Genomic DNA, 15070 nt, shown 5'->3' with positions numbered 1-15070 from the left:
GCGACGCTAGTGATAGGTGTTTTATTCCTTCTAGTGTCGTGCTCTAACAAGGAAGATAGCGAATTCAAGTCCCAGTACATAGCGTATAAGGCATTGTTTGTTGACGGTGGGCGCGTAGTAGACACGGGAAATGATGATGTGTCTCACAGTGAAGGGCAAGGGTACGGTATGCTCTTTGCCGTCGCCGCCAACGATAAAGACACCTTTGATGCATTATGGCACTGGACCCAACGTACGCTCATGCGCGAAGACGGGCTATTTAGCTGGCGCTACCGACCTTGTGTGGATAATTCATCCTCTTGTATTGATGACCCTAATAATGCCTCTGATGGTGAGATTCTTATTGCCTGGGCATTATTGCGTGCAAGTGAAAAGTGGGGCGTTGGTAAGTATGAGGAGGACGCCAGGAATATTGTACGTGCTGTAGAGCAGAAACTTCTGGTGGTGAATAATAACAGTGTAGTGCTCTTGCCAGGGGAATACGGATTTGCATCTGACCAAACCGGAAATGCCAGCCTTCAGCTGAATCTGTCCTATTGGGTTTTTCCCGCCATAACTGACCTGTCTTCGCTGTCGGATACACCGTCACGTTGGGAAAGCCTGTTCGAGTCGGGCTTGACCTTGCTGTCGAATATGCAGTTTTCTACCTACCAATTGCCCAGTGATTGGGTGCGTTTCACCCCTAATAGTGCTGAGTCCGATAACAGTAAAATTGGTGCGTTAAGTTTAGATAATGTGATATCGCCCGAGTTTGGTTTTAATGCGATCCGAATACCGCTTCAGCTTGTATGGTCCCCGCGTTTTCGCCAAAACGCTAGGTTAACTGAGAAGCTACTCTCTCCCTACTATGCATGGTGGGCGATAACGCCTACGCCAGCTACCATCAACCTGTTAAACGAGGAAACCGCTGAGTACGAAATGTCTAAGGGAATGCGTTCAGTGCAGGTGGCCGTAAACAGCTTGATGAAATCAGAAGAAAAGCAAAGGCCAGAGTGGCCTGAGATCAATCGAAACATGGATTATTACTCGGCAAGTTTAACGCTGCTTTCTATGCTAGCAGTTTTGGATAACGCATCGTGAAAACTCGGTTTACTCGCACGTCTTTGTATCTGGCACTAGGCGCTTTGGCCACGTCACTTGTATCGGTGCAGGCATACGGACAAGCTAAAACAACGTACAAAGAAAAAGATCTGGGTATATTACCTGCAAAACAAGAACAGCCAGATTTAACAGGGCTTTGGTACCATATTAATGAGCGACAGATTCAGCAAGCCAATGAAGAGTTTACGCGCTTAAAAGCTCGTTACCCTGCGTGGCAGGTACCACAAGAAGTTGAAACCGAACTAAACAGAATAAACGGCCGCTTAAAAGGTACTATCAAGCCTGTGGTTTCAGAATCAACAGAATCGCTTCAGGCTTTAAAAAAGCAGCCAGATAAGCCCGCTTCTAAAGCCCTCCCGCTCGAACAATTTGCTCAGTTAACGCCGAAAGCCAGAGCAAATACGCCGAAGCAAAAAGTAGAAACGCTTATTGCATTGAGCAATCAAATTAAGCGTACTGATTTTTACTTGCTTATGGGGTGGACCGCCATTGATAAAGGTATGTTAGAAATGGCAACGCAGCAATTCTCTCAGGCCTTACAATCGGCAGTTCGGGATATCGATAAACAATCTGCTCAGCAAGGCCTTAACAGTGTCACTGGTATTAAGCTGCAGCAGGCATTGTCTCTGCGGGATACGACAACGCTGGAGCAGTTTCTCAAATCTGATAACAGCGGCTACGTGAAAGAAGTGCTGCAGGGCGCGGCATGGCAACAATATGACTTGAATAATTACGACTTTGCCGATGCGCTATTTAGTTTGGTGAACGATTATGAAGGCAGGTATTTGTCACTTAGCGCGCAGAGCAGCGACACTGCAAAGAAGCGCGCTTTCGACCTAGCATGTAGTATCAATACCGAAGTTTTCATTCGACGCTGTGCTGATGGTCTGGCTAGCCGACAGGCTCAGTTTTATGATACACGTCGCTATAAGCAAAGTATTGAGTCAGGCGAAGCTCTTGCCCGTTTGAGACCGTTAAGTGTAGATGAGCAAGCACTAATTGGGTGGGCTGCTAAAGAGATACAAGACACCACAACCGCTACTGCAGCGTTCGAGCGAGTGCTAGCGAAGACGCCAACCGATGCGGTAATTGCCAATGAATTGGTTACAATTAATCAAAACGACGAAGCCACACTGAACCGATTGGCGCTGAGATACAGTGCGGTAAAAAGCATATTGCAAGAACGCACCACACGTAACGCCTGGCCCAGAAAACAGTTTTGGCTAGCCTATCAAAATCGCGATGCGAGGGGAGTTACAGCACAAACAAAAGATGGCCTAAGTGCAGTCTACGGTATTAATACTCGCAGTCGAAGCGGAAGTGAGGGGCTCGGTAATTTCGATGTTCTGTCGCAATATATTGGTATTGGCAGCGGTTATGGAAACTGGCTGTGGCAAGTATCACTCGACTATAAGCAATTCTACAGCGGTCGCCCTCAAGTTGGCGACTGGTTTGGTAACAACCAATTGAGTGGAGCATTTTCGGGAATAAGCGGCTTTAAAGATAAGGGGCTTCGCGCCGAAGCGCATTATCAGGCACCTGATTTCAATTTTTACGCTAATCTTGAATATGCCATGTTCGATCAACCCGTTAGCGCTAAAGTAACCGGGCAAATATCTGCAACCAAATTTCTTACCAGTACAACGGTAGCTGCAACCTTATTTAGAAAGGCAAAAGAAGACAGTTTATTAAGCCAAACTGGAACCTTCAATGCTGACCACGCGAAACCTTGGGGCTACGTGATAGAAAGTGGCATAAGAGGGTTAGTAGCGCATGCAGTGGCCGACAACTGGTCTGTTGCAGGTACTGCTCAGATTAGTCGCTTAGAAGGCGAGCAGGTTGCCGATAATAGCGCGCTCTCTCTACGGGGTGATGTGAGTTACGATATTGCTACCATGATATCTCCAAAGCTCGATTACTGGCGTGTAGGGCCATTCTTGAGCTATACAAGCTACGATAAAAATTTAAGTGGCTTTACGGTTGGCAATGGAGGCTACTTTAGCCCCAGTCAGTTTGTCAGCATTGGGGGCTATTCAGAGCTGTTAACGCTTGAGGCGCTAAACTGGCAAATTAAACTTCGAAGTTCGCTTGCGCTTTCACGTGTAGAACAAGACGACGATCTGCGCTTTCCGATTGGAGGTGCATTTCCAACGGCAGACGAGAACGCGACCCTTGGTGAAAGCTCAGATACGGGTTTAAGCGGAAATCTTATGGCTGAAGGTCAGTATCGAATCAATCACAACTGGATTGTGGCTGGGTACATGGGAAAAGCATTTGCGGTTGAGTACCAAGCATTTGAAGCGGGTATTCAGGTTAGGTGGCGAGAAGGGCAAGGCGGCGGTGTAACAAGCGATGAGCTGTTGCTGTCTTCGCCAAGATTAAGCGGCTTTGCACTATAAAGCCGCTTTTGGATGAAGATTTACTCTCTTTTAAAGCGTTAGTTCGCTTTTCTACGTCTAGCTAGCATAAAACATCCAGCGCCAAATAAAAGAGCGATTGAGGCTGGTTCACTTACGTTAATGGCGCCGAACTGATAGTTGTTTATTTGGCCTGTTGGTGCAACGTAGGTTTCACCATCGTCATTAATCAGTTCCTTAAACGGCGTTTCCAAACGATTAGCAATGACGTTTCCATCCACATGACCATTGTAGAAACTTAGCTCTGCATATGGCGCCAGTACACTACCTTTAACACCCACGCTATGTAGTGTAAGAAAATCAGCATCAACAAAATTAAACAAGATGTTGTTGGTATAAAGGCCGTCATGACGCTGACCTACATTGTTGTCGTTGTCTCTGTACTGACCATTTTCTCTGAAATATTCATTTTCCTGTGTAAAGGCCGTATTAAAGAAGCCTGTGTTAAATAACTCAACTGATTTACCGTACACGTTGATGATGTTGTAGCTGGTGGTTGAGAAATCATAAACAATGCGTTTATCAGCCGCACTGAACCAACTGGCATCAATATTGTAAAAATTGACATCATCAGAGCCAGAGAAGGTGATGGTATTTAATACATCCTTGCTAGTGTCGGTACATGCAACAGCTTGGTCCGAATCTTTAGCGTCAGTGCACGATAATTTTGTTGTGCCATTCACCGACATTGACGCAAATTCCTGAGACTGGGCCGTAACCTCGGCAGCAATCGCATTGAAGTCAATATTATTAACGTCAGCCTTTCTCACGCTGCCTTGTTTAACAGATGAAGCTGTCGAACCGTTAATAGCGGCGTAATTGTTAACATCGTTAAGCGTTACGGTACCGTTAATTTCGCTGCTATCAAGTTCAACGTTAGATTCGGCAAATACGTTCCCGTTTTCAACTTGGGAGCCATATAAAGCAGGGTTGCTCACACTGTCGTAAACACTATTAGGCCCACCAAGTTTCACAGTATTGGCGTACACATCACCTGATACAACGTTTGAGTTACCTAGCTTGACATCACCTTTCGATGAGATACCGCCAGATTTCACCGTCGAATTGATGAGATTTACGGTCTGCTCGGCGTTAACCGCTTTATCGAATGTGAGTTCAGAACCAAACACCATACCTGACACGGTAGTTGAACCACCGTGAACATCACCGCGTGTGAAATGAAGGTTACCGCCTACGGCAAGCGCAGAATCAGACATACCTGGCGATAACAACAAGCCAACATTGAAATCAGTTACGTCCATCTTACCGCCTACTGCTAACCTTCCTTCGACATCGGAAGATTTGCCGGTAAAGCTGTCGAAAATGAATGCGTTATATTCAAACGCTTCACTTAATTCAATTTTGGCGGCAGACACCTGTGGTGCTGACATAACCGCTGCAACTACAGCAGTATAGAGTATTTTTTTGTGCATAATGGCTCCAGTGACATCCGAGTCTGGAACCGAGCTTCAACATGGATTTTCCAGACACACCGAATGGTACGATCTGAACAAAATTCATGCGATAGCACAAGAGATACTTTGGTATAAGACCTTATACGAAAAAAGCCACCCGAAGGTGGCTTTTGTAAAGTTTTGTCTAGTTAATGAAACGCTTTAGCTTTTCTTCTTAACCAGAACAGATACTTTATCGATACCTGCAATTTTAACTTGGTTCATAACTTCTACCACAGTACCGTGCTCGCTGTCTTCGTGAGCTTGGATAGCAGCTGAATCCGTGTTGTTTTCCGCTAGGTATGTTTGTGTGTTAGCTACCACACGACGAATATCAACCTCACGGCCGCCCATCATGATTGTGCCATCAGCATCAATACGAATAGAAAGCGCTTTTGAAGGCTTATCGTTTTTAGCTTGATTATCTTCTGGACGGTTTACGTCTAAACCTTTCTCTTTCACGAACGAGGTCGTTACGATGAAGAAAATCAACATGATGAACACGATGTCCAACATGGGGGTCATATCAATCTGAGCCTCGTCTTCAGCCGAGGTATGCTTCTTTCTTTTCATCTCGTCTTCTTTCTTCTGTTACGTTCGAGCGCTTTAGTATACTGCTTGTTACAAAAATATACAGGGTTTTGTACAAAAACAGTGTGCTCATTAACACTTGTTGTTGAAAAAATACTCAGTTTCACAGTAATAAAACAACAAACTAGGTTTGTTTGTGTGAAATAGCGACACCTAATTGGTAAAAATACAACATCAATGCCTGATTGAGTGATGTACGCAAGTTACCATGAGGATAAATGCCAAGTCTAGCTTCCGTTGACTTTTTTGTACCTTGCACCAAAAACGCATTTTTGATCTCGTGATCTTGAATGCAGGCCTCAAATGCACGGGCAGCCATCTCCTGAGGCATAGCATAATAATACATTTTTAGCGCGCGATCAGCTTCTACGGATCGCACAAAGTACTCATTTGGTCTTTTTTGATCATTTAAGAATAACAACGAGAAGCAATCGCTCAATTTTTGATTCAATGGATGATCGTTCATAGGCGCGTTATCGAGCCAGGCTTGCGTAGCAAAGCTACCGGCAGCAATGCCGCTGAACATCCGTGGTGCAATATAATGATCGAAGGCGTGAAACCACTCGTGAGCCAATGCGCCAGCGCCCGCGTTTTTTGCAAGCGCAAGCTGTCGTTTGGCGCTGTTGTAATGGGCACTACTATGCTTTTGACCACCGCTGCCAAAAGCCAGTGACAGGGATCCGTTCAGCGACAACACCTGTTCATTGATATTTAAGATCGCGACTAGATCGTAAAGTGCATCGAAAAACAGGTTGGCAGCGATCTGTTGTTCTTCAGCCGTCACCCATCTACCAACGGTGATCGTCGCGAAATTAAACAGCTTGCGAATATCTTGAAATGAAACATCAGCGCCGTCCCTGTGGCTTGGGCCGTTGCGATAAAACTGCTGATGAATACGGCCTTTACTTTCCAACACTGACATCCGAATTTAATAGGCGTTAAGCCATCGAGACCAATAACTGTTCACACCATGCTTCGATGCGTGCGTCTGTTTTATCGTATTGGTTTTCATCATCAAGAGATAAACCTACAAACTGGGTCTTATCTTCGGTCAAAGCTTTTGATGCGGTAAACTCGTAGCCTTCGTTTGGCCAATAACCCACGATCTTACAGCCCGATGGCAATACTGCATCGTGCAGCATACCTAGTGCATCTTGAAACCATTCTCCGTAACCAAGTTGATCGCCGAGTCCGAATAGAGCGATAGTTTTCCCCGCCAAGTCCAAGCCGTGCACTTCTTCCCAATGAGACTCCCAGTCTTCCTGCAGCTCACCGAAGTCCCAAGTCGAAATACCAAAAATGATAATGTCGTATTCGGCTGTGCGCGTTAGGTTAACGTCTTTAATGTTGTGAAGATCAACGATGTCTTCATCAAAAAGGCTATTGAGCTGCGCTTGGATTTTTTCTGCTGCCATTTCGGTATAGCAGGTTGTTGAGCCGTAAAATAATCCGATGGACAGTGCGCTATCACTCATTAGATACCTCTTTTGAACTAATCGTCTTTAGAAGCTGGGAATTCTACCTCTTTACCGTTGCTCAACAAAGCTTTGCACTGAACATCGGTGTTTTTCTGTGAAATTTTTAATACACCAATGGCGCAACCGTTGAATAATTCGCCATAGCCCAAACTTGGTTCTCTCGCTTTTACTGACATATTTCGACGTCTTGTGAAAAGGTTGAGGGGCGATTTGGAGCGATAAAGCACGCGGTTTAATCTATCTAGCCATTTGATCAATCCATCCGGAAAGGCGTTTTTTAATCCGCTGCAGGTGAACTGGGTAATGTGGGGGCTGTTGCGCCTAAAGCGCAGGCGTACATCGTATACAAAGGAATAGTGCACATCGCCAGATAGAATGATGAAATCGGGGGGCGTTTTGTAATGCCTGAATATGTTTAGTATAACGTTCGCGGTGCCTTTGTGGGCCATCCAGTTCTCAGCATCAACAGTAAGCGCCTTGCCAAAAAACGTAAACACCTTTTGAATGGCTTCGATAACCTTTACGCCATAAATGGGAGCGGCAGAGACAACGATGACAGATTCTTTTCCGATTATAGAGTGTTGGAAATCACACAGTGCTTCCCAGTCCATTAGCCCCGAGGGCTTGTTCATATTCGATTCACTGCGCCAACGCTGCGTGCGGGTGTCTAAAACCTCAATAGGTGGTGTGGTATCTAAACGGTAATGCCACTGATCAAAAGCCAACAGATCATCAATGATTTCGTCGTGCGAGTTTAAACCGCTTTCTCCCATTGATTCTTGTACTTTAGCAATTAATGGCGCTACTTTTTTTGGTGCATTTCCCCAGCCTTGGCAAAGCAAATAGCCAATGAGCGCATTGCCGATCATGCGTTTCGATAAAGGATTGCCGTAGACTTCTTGTTCCCATCCCCGGGTTAAGTTCCAGTCGTCGGTAACGTCGTGATCGTCGAAGATCATATAGGTAGGAATGTGCGCCAGCGCTCTACGTACTTGCGGAAGTTGTTTTACGAAGCCGTTAAGCGCCTCGTGTTCTTTGTCGAAGATAGCATGGTATTTTTGGGGGATCCCATCTTTATCTATATTGATATCAGCCCAAAGCGCGTCGGACCACACCAGTAAATACATAGCGAAGATCTCCGCACTGCCGATCAAGTGGTTTTGCGCGTTTACCGATGTGAATACCGGTTTTTTCTTAGCACCAAAGAAAATTGAAGACAGTACCGTATTGGTCGCAATTTGAGGAAGAAGCTGCTCTCGTTCGTAATACCCATATTCATGTGTGGCAAGTTCATTAGTGTTGGTTACTACTGCCCCTTCCAGTGCTTCATGATAAAGGCCTAAACGGTCAATCACGCTATGTATGGCTTTAAGCATAGGACCTGCGACATCATCAGCATAAATTTGATCGCCCGTCATCAACAGAAGATCGGGAAAATCATTTTGCATTTTGAACGCATTTTTATGGAGTACATCCACTTGTGCTAGGGCATCATCACTTTGAAAGTGAGGCTTACGGCATGAGCCGTGCAATATGGTCTCGGGAGTCTCAGTGTAGTGGAAACTTAAGGAAGACTGCCCATCGTAAAGAAGCCCGCGTTGTTCATCTTCCCATGAAGCCTGCTGTTTGTCGTCGTTAAAAGATAGCGCGTAACCTATCCTCGCAGTATCTTCGAAGGGTTCTGACGCAGTGAAAGAGAGCAAGTGTATAAATGCGTACTTACCTACCCGTACGGTTTCGCGCTGACAATTGCCGTCGATGATGTTTTCATTTGCAGATAAATTTAACGCAGGTGAATCGGCGTTACTGGTTACTACCCAAATATGACATTCTGTAGATGTCACCTTTCTTACTATTGGACCTGCAATAACTTGGGGCAAGTGCTGCGTAGAAATGACGCTCTCCTTCAATTTTTATCGATATTAATACACGTAGCGTGTTAATAATGAATGGTACAAAAATGCTGCACATTATTTGAAAACATGATGACAGCACGACTATTTAACGTTGCTTAATCATATATGTACTCAGCAAACCGGATGTCTATCGCATAACCTTACTCTTTTTTGTGAATAAACGGTATGCTCGATATACTCCCTTACAATTTTTTCAGTTTTACCTTTTGCTCTCGTCTTAATCAACGGAGAGAGGACTTCACACTATGCTAAAATATTTAACCAGTGCTGTGCTAACCACTTTACTGATAAGCGCCTGTAGCGAGCCGAAAGACGTTGTTATTACTCCTGAACCTCAAGACTTAACCGAAGTCACTGTGGGTAAATGGATTCTTGATGAAAAAGGCAAGGTTATGTTTGATCCTCAAACCTCTGGGTTAGTGGTGCTAGACGGTCAACTTGTCACTATCGCAGATGCTAGCGCTGATAACACTCAACAGTTGAAACTTCATAGCATTTCACCAGATACCGCAACACTAAGCGCATCGAGCGAACGCTTTTCATTTTCCACTACCGTGCGCCGAAGCTGCTTTTATAGCTATTTGAGTGAGCAACCTGATTTAGAAGCGTTAGCCGTAGACCCCAGGGACACTAACGTAATTTATACGGTTACCGAAGATGCTACCCGTACTGGCGCATTAAGCCCTCGCTGTGAAACCAAATACGAGGAAACAGGGTCAACCGATTACCCCACCTTGTTGGTAAAATTGACACGAAAAGATAATGGCTCGGTTGAAATGTCGGATGTGCGCCCACTCCAGTTTCCGCAAGAGTTCGAAGTAGGTAACTTCCCAAACGATGGTATTGAAGGTCTTACTATGGCTGACGACGGCACCTTATATTTGGCGCTAGAGAAAGATAAAGCAGGACAGCCAAGAATTTTTACATTGGCTGTTGATGAAGACTTTTTCTCGTCGAATGATTTTGCCACAGTGAGCGAGCCTAACCTTCAACTTCCTTCGTTTACTTCAGGTAATCACCCTATCAATGGACTGGCGTTATATACTCATTCAACGGGCGCATCCTATTTGTTCGGCGCAGCAAGAAACGACAATGAACTGTGGGTAATTGATGTGAGTGGCAATAAGCCAACAAAGCGTATCCCTATTACCTTCGACGTTGCCGGCGACCAGAGTTGCGAACAATACACAATGGATAATTCGTCGATGGAAGGACTAGTGACCATTGAAAATACCTTGTGGATCATTAACGATCCTTGGGAGAAAAACTACCTTAAAAACGCGACGTGTGAAGCGCATAAGACGCGTTATGAAGACTTAGCGCCTTTATTATTTCCACTAGAAATTAACAGCGTTTGGTTTGAATAATAAGAAAACGAATAGATTGAAAAACAAAAGGGTTGCTTTTAAGCAACCCTTTTTATTGTTGGCTAACGCTATTGATAGTGCGCTTAATATCGCTGTTTTATCTATGCGTCGCTGCGAAGTCGAGAAGCGAAGGTTTTTTTGAACTTCGCAAGCTTAGGCGCCACGACCATAGAGCAATACTGGTTCTGTGGATTATTTTTGAAGTAATCTTGGTGGTAGTCTTCGGCGTCGTAGTAGTTATTTACTGCTACTATTTCAGTCACTACGGGATCGGGCCAAATCTCTTCTTCTGTAATTTCTGCGATAATTTTTTCTGCTTCAGCTTTTTGTGTATCGTCGTGATAGAAAACCGCGCTGCGATACTGTGTGCCTACATCATTGCCCTGTCTATTCAGCTGTGTAGGGTTATGCAGCGCAAAGAAAATTTCTAGTATCTCTCGGTAGCTAATGCTATCGGCATCAAACGTCACTTGTACCACTTCAGCATGGCCAGTATTTCCTTTGCATACCTCTTCATAGGTTGGATCGGCCTTTTCGCCTCCAGCATAGCCAGAAATTGCTTTTTCTACGCCTTCAACGCTATTAAACGCTGATTCGATACACCAAAAGCATCCGCCTGCCAACGTGGCGACTTGTAAATTTGCCATAGTAAAAACCTCTCTTAATCTTTGTCTGTAGTGTGGGTGCGGGTAGGTCACAACACAAGTCATCCAAGCGTGTTTTTTTATCGTATAAACGAATATTAAATAAGAATAACGTGCGAGCTAAGAGAAAGGTTTTAACATGTGAGCTTATCTGCTTTCTTTTAAGCAGTTTGCAACTGGTAAGAATGCGATTAAGCGTGTTCAAAATTTGGCAGAGGTATTCAGTCGTGATTATTTTTTATGACGGGTATTGTCCGTTGTGTATCGCTGAAATGGGTCATTTAAGAAAAAGAGACAAGCACAACAAATTAACATTGGTAGATATTCAGGCCCCCGATTTTTCGAGCCGTTATCCAACCATGGATTGGCATACACTCAATGCAAGAATTCACGGACTTCGTGATGACGGGACCTTGATAACTGGCCTTGATGTCACTCATGAAGCATGGAAAGCTGTGGGCATGGGTTGGCTATATGCACCACTTCGCTGGCCTGTTATTCGTCATGTGGCCGATGCTTTCTACAATGTATTCGCAAAGCATAGATACACCATTTCATATCTGTTAACAGGTAAAAAACGCCAGTGCGATCGCTGCATACCAGGGGAAGCCAGTGAAAAATAACGTCCTAATAGTGGGCGCGTCGGGCGGTATTGCGTCTGCGCTTATTGAGCAATATAGCAGTGAAGGTGCTAGGGTATTTGCGGTTAGTCGCGCCCCGTTATCTGACACCAATCATTCTGGGGATGTTACCTATCATCAGCTGGCCGAACAGGACGATAGGCACATTAGCGAATTTGTTGAACAGCTGGCTGAACAGCAGGTTGTGTTAACTACGGTAGTTATCACAACAGGCTTTCTACACCGCGAAAGCGATGGCATTCATCCTGAGAAACGTTTGGAAGATGTCAGCGAGCAGGCCTTAGCGGCTTATTTTTCGACTAACAGCATTATTCCCGCAATGTGGCTCAAGCATTTGGTGAATATTATGAGTAAAGAAGGGTCAACCCTTGTTTGCTTAAGCGCGAGAGTAGGGAGTATTTCAGATAATGGACTTGGCGGGTGGTACGGCTACCGCGCGTCGAAAGCGGCGCTTAACATGTTGGTTAAAACAGCGTCGGTAGAATACAAGCGTAGATTGAAAGATGTCATGCTTGTTTGTTATCACCCAGGGACGGTTGATACGGGGCTTTCTAAGCCTTTTCAAAAGAACGTCGCCGCCAAGAAACTGTTCACGCCTGAGTTTACCGCTAAACAGCTCATTCACCACCTTTCGGCGCTTAATCGAGACCAATCTTGTCATTTTATCGACTGGAATGGCGAAGTGGTAACTTGGTGATACGGTCTAACATCATTTCAGCAAGTTCAACATCAAGACTTTTCATTTCACTGCTGTTACCATGCTATTTTGGGAATGGTGCAGCGTATTGATAAGCCCATAGAGGTAGCAATACAACGCGTTGACGCCACACGTGAGTCATAACAATAAACGCCATCCTGATAATAAATAATACCAGTTTGCTCGGCTTGATCCTTACAAATAGTAAGTAACGACAACCAACATGAATTGTGAGTACACGACGTGTTTGTGTATCACAAGGCGTGATACGGCGAACTGCTATAACAATAACTCAACAAGAGGAAGGGATATGAGCGGGGCCAGAGAACAGTTCGGATCGCGCATAGGTTTTATTTTGGCTGCTGCAGGTTCTGCGGTAGGCATAGGTAATTTGGTGGGGTTTCCTGTCGGTGCAGCTAAAAATGGCGGTGGTGCATTTCTTTTAATGTACGCTATTTTCGTTTTTGCCATTTGTTTACCAGTAATGTTGGCGGAAATGTCAGTTGGTCGCCATGCTAAAAAAGACCCGCTTGGTGCATACAGTGATATAAGCGGTAATGAAAAGAAATGGAAAGTCGCCGGGTGGCTAGCTATTGCTACGCCATTCATGATTGCCGTTTTCTACATGGTTATTACCGTGTGGCTTTTCGGCTATTTGTTCGAAGCAGTAAGCGGGAATCTAGATAAGTTAGCTAACCCAGAAACCTTTGGGCTGTTTATTAACTCAGAAGCCATCTTTGTATACATGGCAGCCGTTGTTGGTGTGGTCTACCTCATCCTTCAAGGCGGTGTAAAAGAAGGGATAGAAAAAGCGGCAAAGCTGCTCATGCCTGCGCTTTTCGTGATGCTAATCGGTCTCGTTATCTTCGTATTAACTCGCGAAAATGCGATGGCTGGTGTTGAGTTCTACATCGTTCCTGAGTTTTCAAAAATTACTGCTGAAGTGGTGAATGGTGCGCTATCGCAGGCCTTTTTCTCTCTATCTTTGGGTATGGGTATTCTTATTACCTACGGTAGCTACATTGATAAGCGTGCAGATGTACCGAGCGCTGCCAAGCTGGTGGCGTTAACAGACACGGCCGTGGCGTTCACAGCGGGTTTGATGATCCTTCCTGCCATCTTCTCTTTTAACCCAGACATTAACCCTGATGATTTAAGTGAATCGTCAGTGGGCATGATTTTTACTTATCTGCCTAGTATCTTTCTAGCATTACAAGACTCTATTGGATATATGGGCGCATCGATTGTCGCTAGCTTGTTTTTCTTATTAGTGTTCTTTGCGGCAATTACGTCGCTAGTGTCTATTTTTGAAGTACCTGTTGCGGCGCTTATGGATGAAAAAGGTGTAAGCCGTAAATGGGCGCTTGGGTCGCTAGGAAGCATTATGATTTTGCTAGCCATCCTAAGTGCGTTGTCATTCGGTAAAGTTGATATGCTTACGTCCTTTATGCACTACGCTGGCGCAGATAAATCACTATTTGATGTCATTTACGATGTGTTCTACGACACGATTTTGCCTTTAAACGGCTTGCTAATTTGTTTGTTTGTTATTTATCGTTGGAAGAGTGCAAACTTCAATGCTTCTTTGGAAGAGGGCAGCAGTGGTTACAAAGGCAGCTGGTTTGAAAAGTACGTGGATATTTCGCTTAAAACCTTTATTCCGCTTATTTTACTCGTGATTTTTGTAAACACGGTAGCGGTAAAATACTTCGGGTTGAGCCTATTCGGATAGTCAGGTTTTACAAGCAATGACGTGAGCTAGCAGTGAGCTCAACTTAAAAACGGCAAGCCTAAAGCTTGCCGTTTTTGTTTATGTCAGAGTATGTATTTTCACTAAGTGAAAGCCTAAAACATGAGATAGGGGTCGCTATACTCTGGTGTAATATTTAGCCTTGCCCAGCTTTGTGCGGCGTCAATCACTTTGCCAGCAGGTTCCGCTTCAGTATCAGAAAAGCGAGGAGCATCAATATCCATCGCCTTCGCTGCATCCACGTAATAAATACCGCGCTTAGGATGAGACAAGCTGCAAAGGTGAATAACATCGTTAAGCGGCTTGCCACAAATGATGGTCGTCAGCGCAGATACAATATCGTACACATGTACAAGGTTTATTCGCTTATTTCCTGCATCTAACTGTTTTCCACTTAACGAGCGGGCGGGGTGACGGTCTGGGCCTACTAAACCGGCTAGGCGAACAATACTGATATCAACCTGACCTCGCTTAGACAATAAATAGTCTTCAATAGTCACGTGGGCTTTGGCCGAGGCTGTTTGCGGCTGTGTAGTGCTGACTTCGGACACTACCTCATTTGTTGCATCGCCGTAAACCGACGTGGTGCTGATAAACACGATATGCGCCACCTTTACGCTGATGGCTGCGTCTATCAACTGCAGCATATTGTTGGTGTATGACGCGAGATCTTTGTTTCTCCTGCCAGGGGGAATATTTAGCAACAAGGTAGCGTTTGGCAAATGGTTACAAAGCGCTGATGTATCTTCGCCCAGGGCATATTCAATTGCGGTGATACCTTGGTCTTGTAACGCGAGACGTTTCTGTTGGCTTCGAGTGGTGCCAACAATATTGACCTTACCTGAAAGTGCTTTGCCCACATAGCTGGCTAACCAGCCGTAGCCACTAATTACTACATTTTGAGTCATCGATTAAATACCCCTTTGTTTAGGGCTTAAGAGTACATTAATTGGAGGGCGGTTGTCGTTAACTGAAAAAATGAAAAACCGACTGGGTTACAGTCGGTTTTCTAAG

Annotated in this window: 13 protein-coding genes; 6 read left to right on the top strand and 7 right to left on the bottom strand. The window is 44.8% G+C overall.

What is annotated here, in order from left to right; translation table 11 throughout:
• Positions 1 to 9 precede the first annotated feature (9 nt).
• Both RJ41_RS01120 and RJ41_RS01115 read left to right on the top strand, forming a co-directional pair.
• Positions 10 to 1080, top strand: coding sequence for a family 8 glycosyl hydrolase (locus RJ41_RS01120; RefSeq protein WP_240485703.1), 1071 nt, complete (start codon positions 10 to 12; stop codon positions 1078 to 1080).
• Positions 1077 to 3500, top strand: coding sequence for a cellulose synthase subunit BcsC-related outer membrane protein (locus tag RJ41_RS01115; protein WP_039216355.1), 2424 nt, complete (start codon positions 1077 to 1079; stop codon positions 3498 to 3500). Before RJ41_RS01120 ends, RJ41_RS01115 begins: the two co-directional genes overlap by 4 nt.
• A gap of 38 nt (positions 3501 to 3538) precedes the next feature.
• Here the strand turns inward: RJ41_RS01115 and RJ41_RS01110 are convergent, their stop codons facing one another.
• From RJ41_RS01110 to RJ41_RS01085, 5 genes are all read right to left on the bottom strand, one after another.
• The gene (locus tag RJ41_RS01110) at positions 3539 to 4951 is read right to left on the bottom strand and encodes a collagen-binding domain-containing protein (protein ID WP_039216354.1); all 1413 of its coding nucleotides are present in this window, start codon (positions 4949 to 4951) and stop codon (positions 3539 to 3541) included.
• Positions 4952 to 5134: 183 nt separating this feature from the next.
• A complete protein-coding gene (locus RJ41_RS01100) occupies positions 5135 to 5545 on the bottom strand; it encodes an ExbD/TolR family protein (protein WP_014999591.1) in 411 nt (136 codons plus the stop codon).
• 142 nt (positions 5546 to 5687) lie between these two features.
• Complete coding sequence (locus tag RJ41_RS01095; protein WP_083653884.1) at positions 5688 to 6476, bottom strand: CLCA_X family protein; 789 nt, start codon at positions 6474 to 6476, stop codon at positions 5688 to 5690.
• A 25-nt stretch (positions 6477 to 6501) separates the two neighbouring features.
• Positions 6502 to 7038, bottom strand: coding sequence for a flavodoxin FldB (gene fldB / locus RJ41_RS01090; RefSeq protein ID WP_014999589.1), 537 nt, complete (start codon positions 7036 to 7038; stop codon positions 6502 to 6504).
• Positions 7039 to 7055: 17 nt separating this feature from the next.
• Positions 7056 to 8921 (bottom strand): metallophosphoesterase family protein, encoded by a 1866-nt coding sequence (locus tag RJ41_RS01085; RefSeq protein ID WP_039216351.1) that lies wholly within the window; start codon positions 8919 to 8921, stop codon positions 7056 to 7058.
• Positions 8922 to 9202: 281 nt separating this feature from the next.
• On the opposite strand from RJ41_RS01085, the gene RJ41_RS01080 reads away from it, so the two are divergent.
• Positions 9203 to 10324: a hypothetical protein gene (locus tag RJ41_RS01080; protein WP_039216350.1), complete on the top strand. Its 1122-nt coding sequence runs from the start codon at positions 9203 to 9205 to the stop codon at positions 10322 to 10324.
• Between the two features lie 101 nt (positions 10325 to 10425).
• On the opposite strand, the gene msrA is transcribed toward RJ41_RS01080, so the two are convergent.
• Positions 10426 to 10971 (bottom strand): peptide-methionine (S)-S-oxide reductase MsrA, encoded by a 546-nt coding sequence (msrA, locus tag RJ41_RS01075; protein WP_014950741.1) that lies wholly within the window; start codon positions 10969 to 10971, stop codon positions 10426 to 10428.
• Positions 10972 to 11195: 224 nt separating this feature from the next.
• Here msrA and RJ41_RS01070 point away from each other — a divergent pair, with 224 nt between their 5' ends.
• From RJ41_RS01070 to RJ41_RS01060, 3 genes are all read left to right on the top strand, one after another.
• Positions 11196 to 11591, top strand: coding sequence for a thiol-disulfide oxidoreductase DCC family protein (locus RJ41_RS01070; RefSeq protein WP_039216349.1), 396 nt, complete (start codon positions 11196 to 11198; stop codon positions 11589 to 11591).
• Positions 11581 to 12306 carry an SDR family NAD(P)-dependent oxidoreductase gene (locus tag RJ41_RS01065; RefSeq protein ID WP_039216348.1) on the top strand — a complete coding sequence of 242 codons (726 nt, stop codon included), beginning with the start codon at positions 11581 to 11583 and terminating at the stop codon, positions 12304 to 12306. The genes RJ41_RS01070 and RJ41_RS01065 overlap by 11 nt, the downstream gene beginning before the upstream one ends.
• 310 nt (positions 12307 to 12616) lie before the next feature.
• Positions 12617 to 14038 carry a sodium-dependent transporter gene (locus RJ41_RS01060; RefSeq protein WP_039216347.1) on the top strand — a complete coding sequence of 474 codons (1422 nt, stop codon included), beginning with the start codon at positions 12617 to 12619 and terminating at the stop codon, positions 14036 to 14038.
• A 113-nt stretch (positions 14039 to 14151) separates the two neighbouring features.
• Here the strand turns inward: RJ41_RS01060 and RJ41_RS01055 are convergent, their stop codons facing one another.
• A complete protein-coding gene (locus tag RJ41_RS01055; protein ID WP_039216346.1) occupies positions 14152 to 14964 on the bottom strand; it encodes an NAD-dependent epimerase/dehydratase family protein in 813 nt (270 codons plus the stop codon).
• Positions 14965 to 15070 lie beyond the last annotated feature (106 nt).

It is taken from the genome of Alteromonas marina (assembly GCF_000808575.1).
GTDB classification, from domain to species: domain Bacteria; phylum Pseudomonadota; class Gammaproteobacteria; order Enterobacterales; family Alteromonadaceae; genus Alteromonas; species Alteromonas marina_A.
This window is presented reverse-complemented; position numbering and strand designations above follow the sequence as displayed.

Bases quoted from the DNA above. Each gene is read 5' to 3' on its own strand.
- RJ41_RS01110 (WP_039216354.1), bottom strand. From the start codon at position 4,951: ATGCACAAAAAAATACTCTATACTGCTGTAGTTGCAGCGGTTATGTCA.
- RJ41_RS01100 (WP_014999591.1), bottom strand. From the start codon at position 5,545: ATGAAAAGAAAGAAGCATACCTCGGCTGAAGACGAGGCTCAGATTGAT.
- fldB (WP_014999589.1), bottom strand. From the start codon at position 7,038: ATGAGTGATAGCGCACTGTCCATCGGATTATTTTACGGCTCAACAACC.
- RJ41_RS01080 (WP_039216350.1), top strand. From the start codon at position 9,203: ATGCTAAAATATTTAACCAGTGCTGTGCTAACCACTTTACTGATAAGC.
- msrA (WP_014950741.1), bottom strand. From the start codon at position 10,971: ATGGCAAATTTACAAGTCGCCACGTTGGCAGGCGGATGCTTTTGGTGT.
- RJ41_RS01060 (WP_039216347.1), top strand. From the start codon at position 12,617: ATGAGCGGGGCCAGAGAACAGTTCGGATCGCGCATAGGTTTTATTTTG.
- RJ41_RS01055 (WP_039216346.1), bottom strand. From the start codon at position 14,964: ATGACTCAAAATGTAGTAATTAGTGGCTACGGCTGGTTAGCCAGCTAT.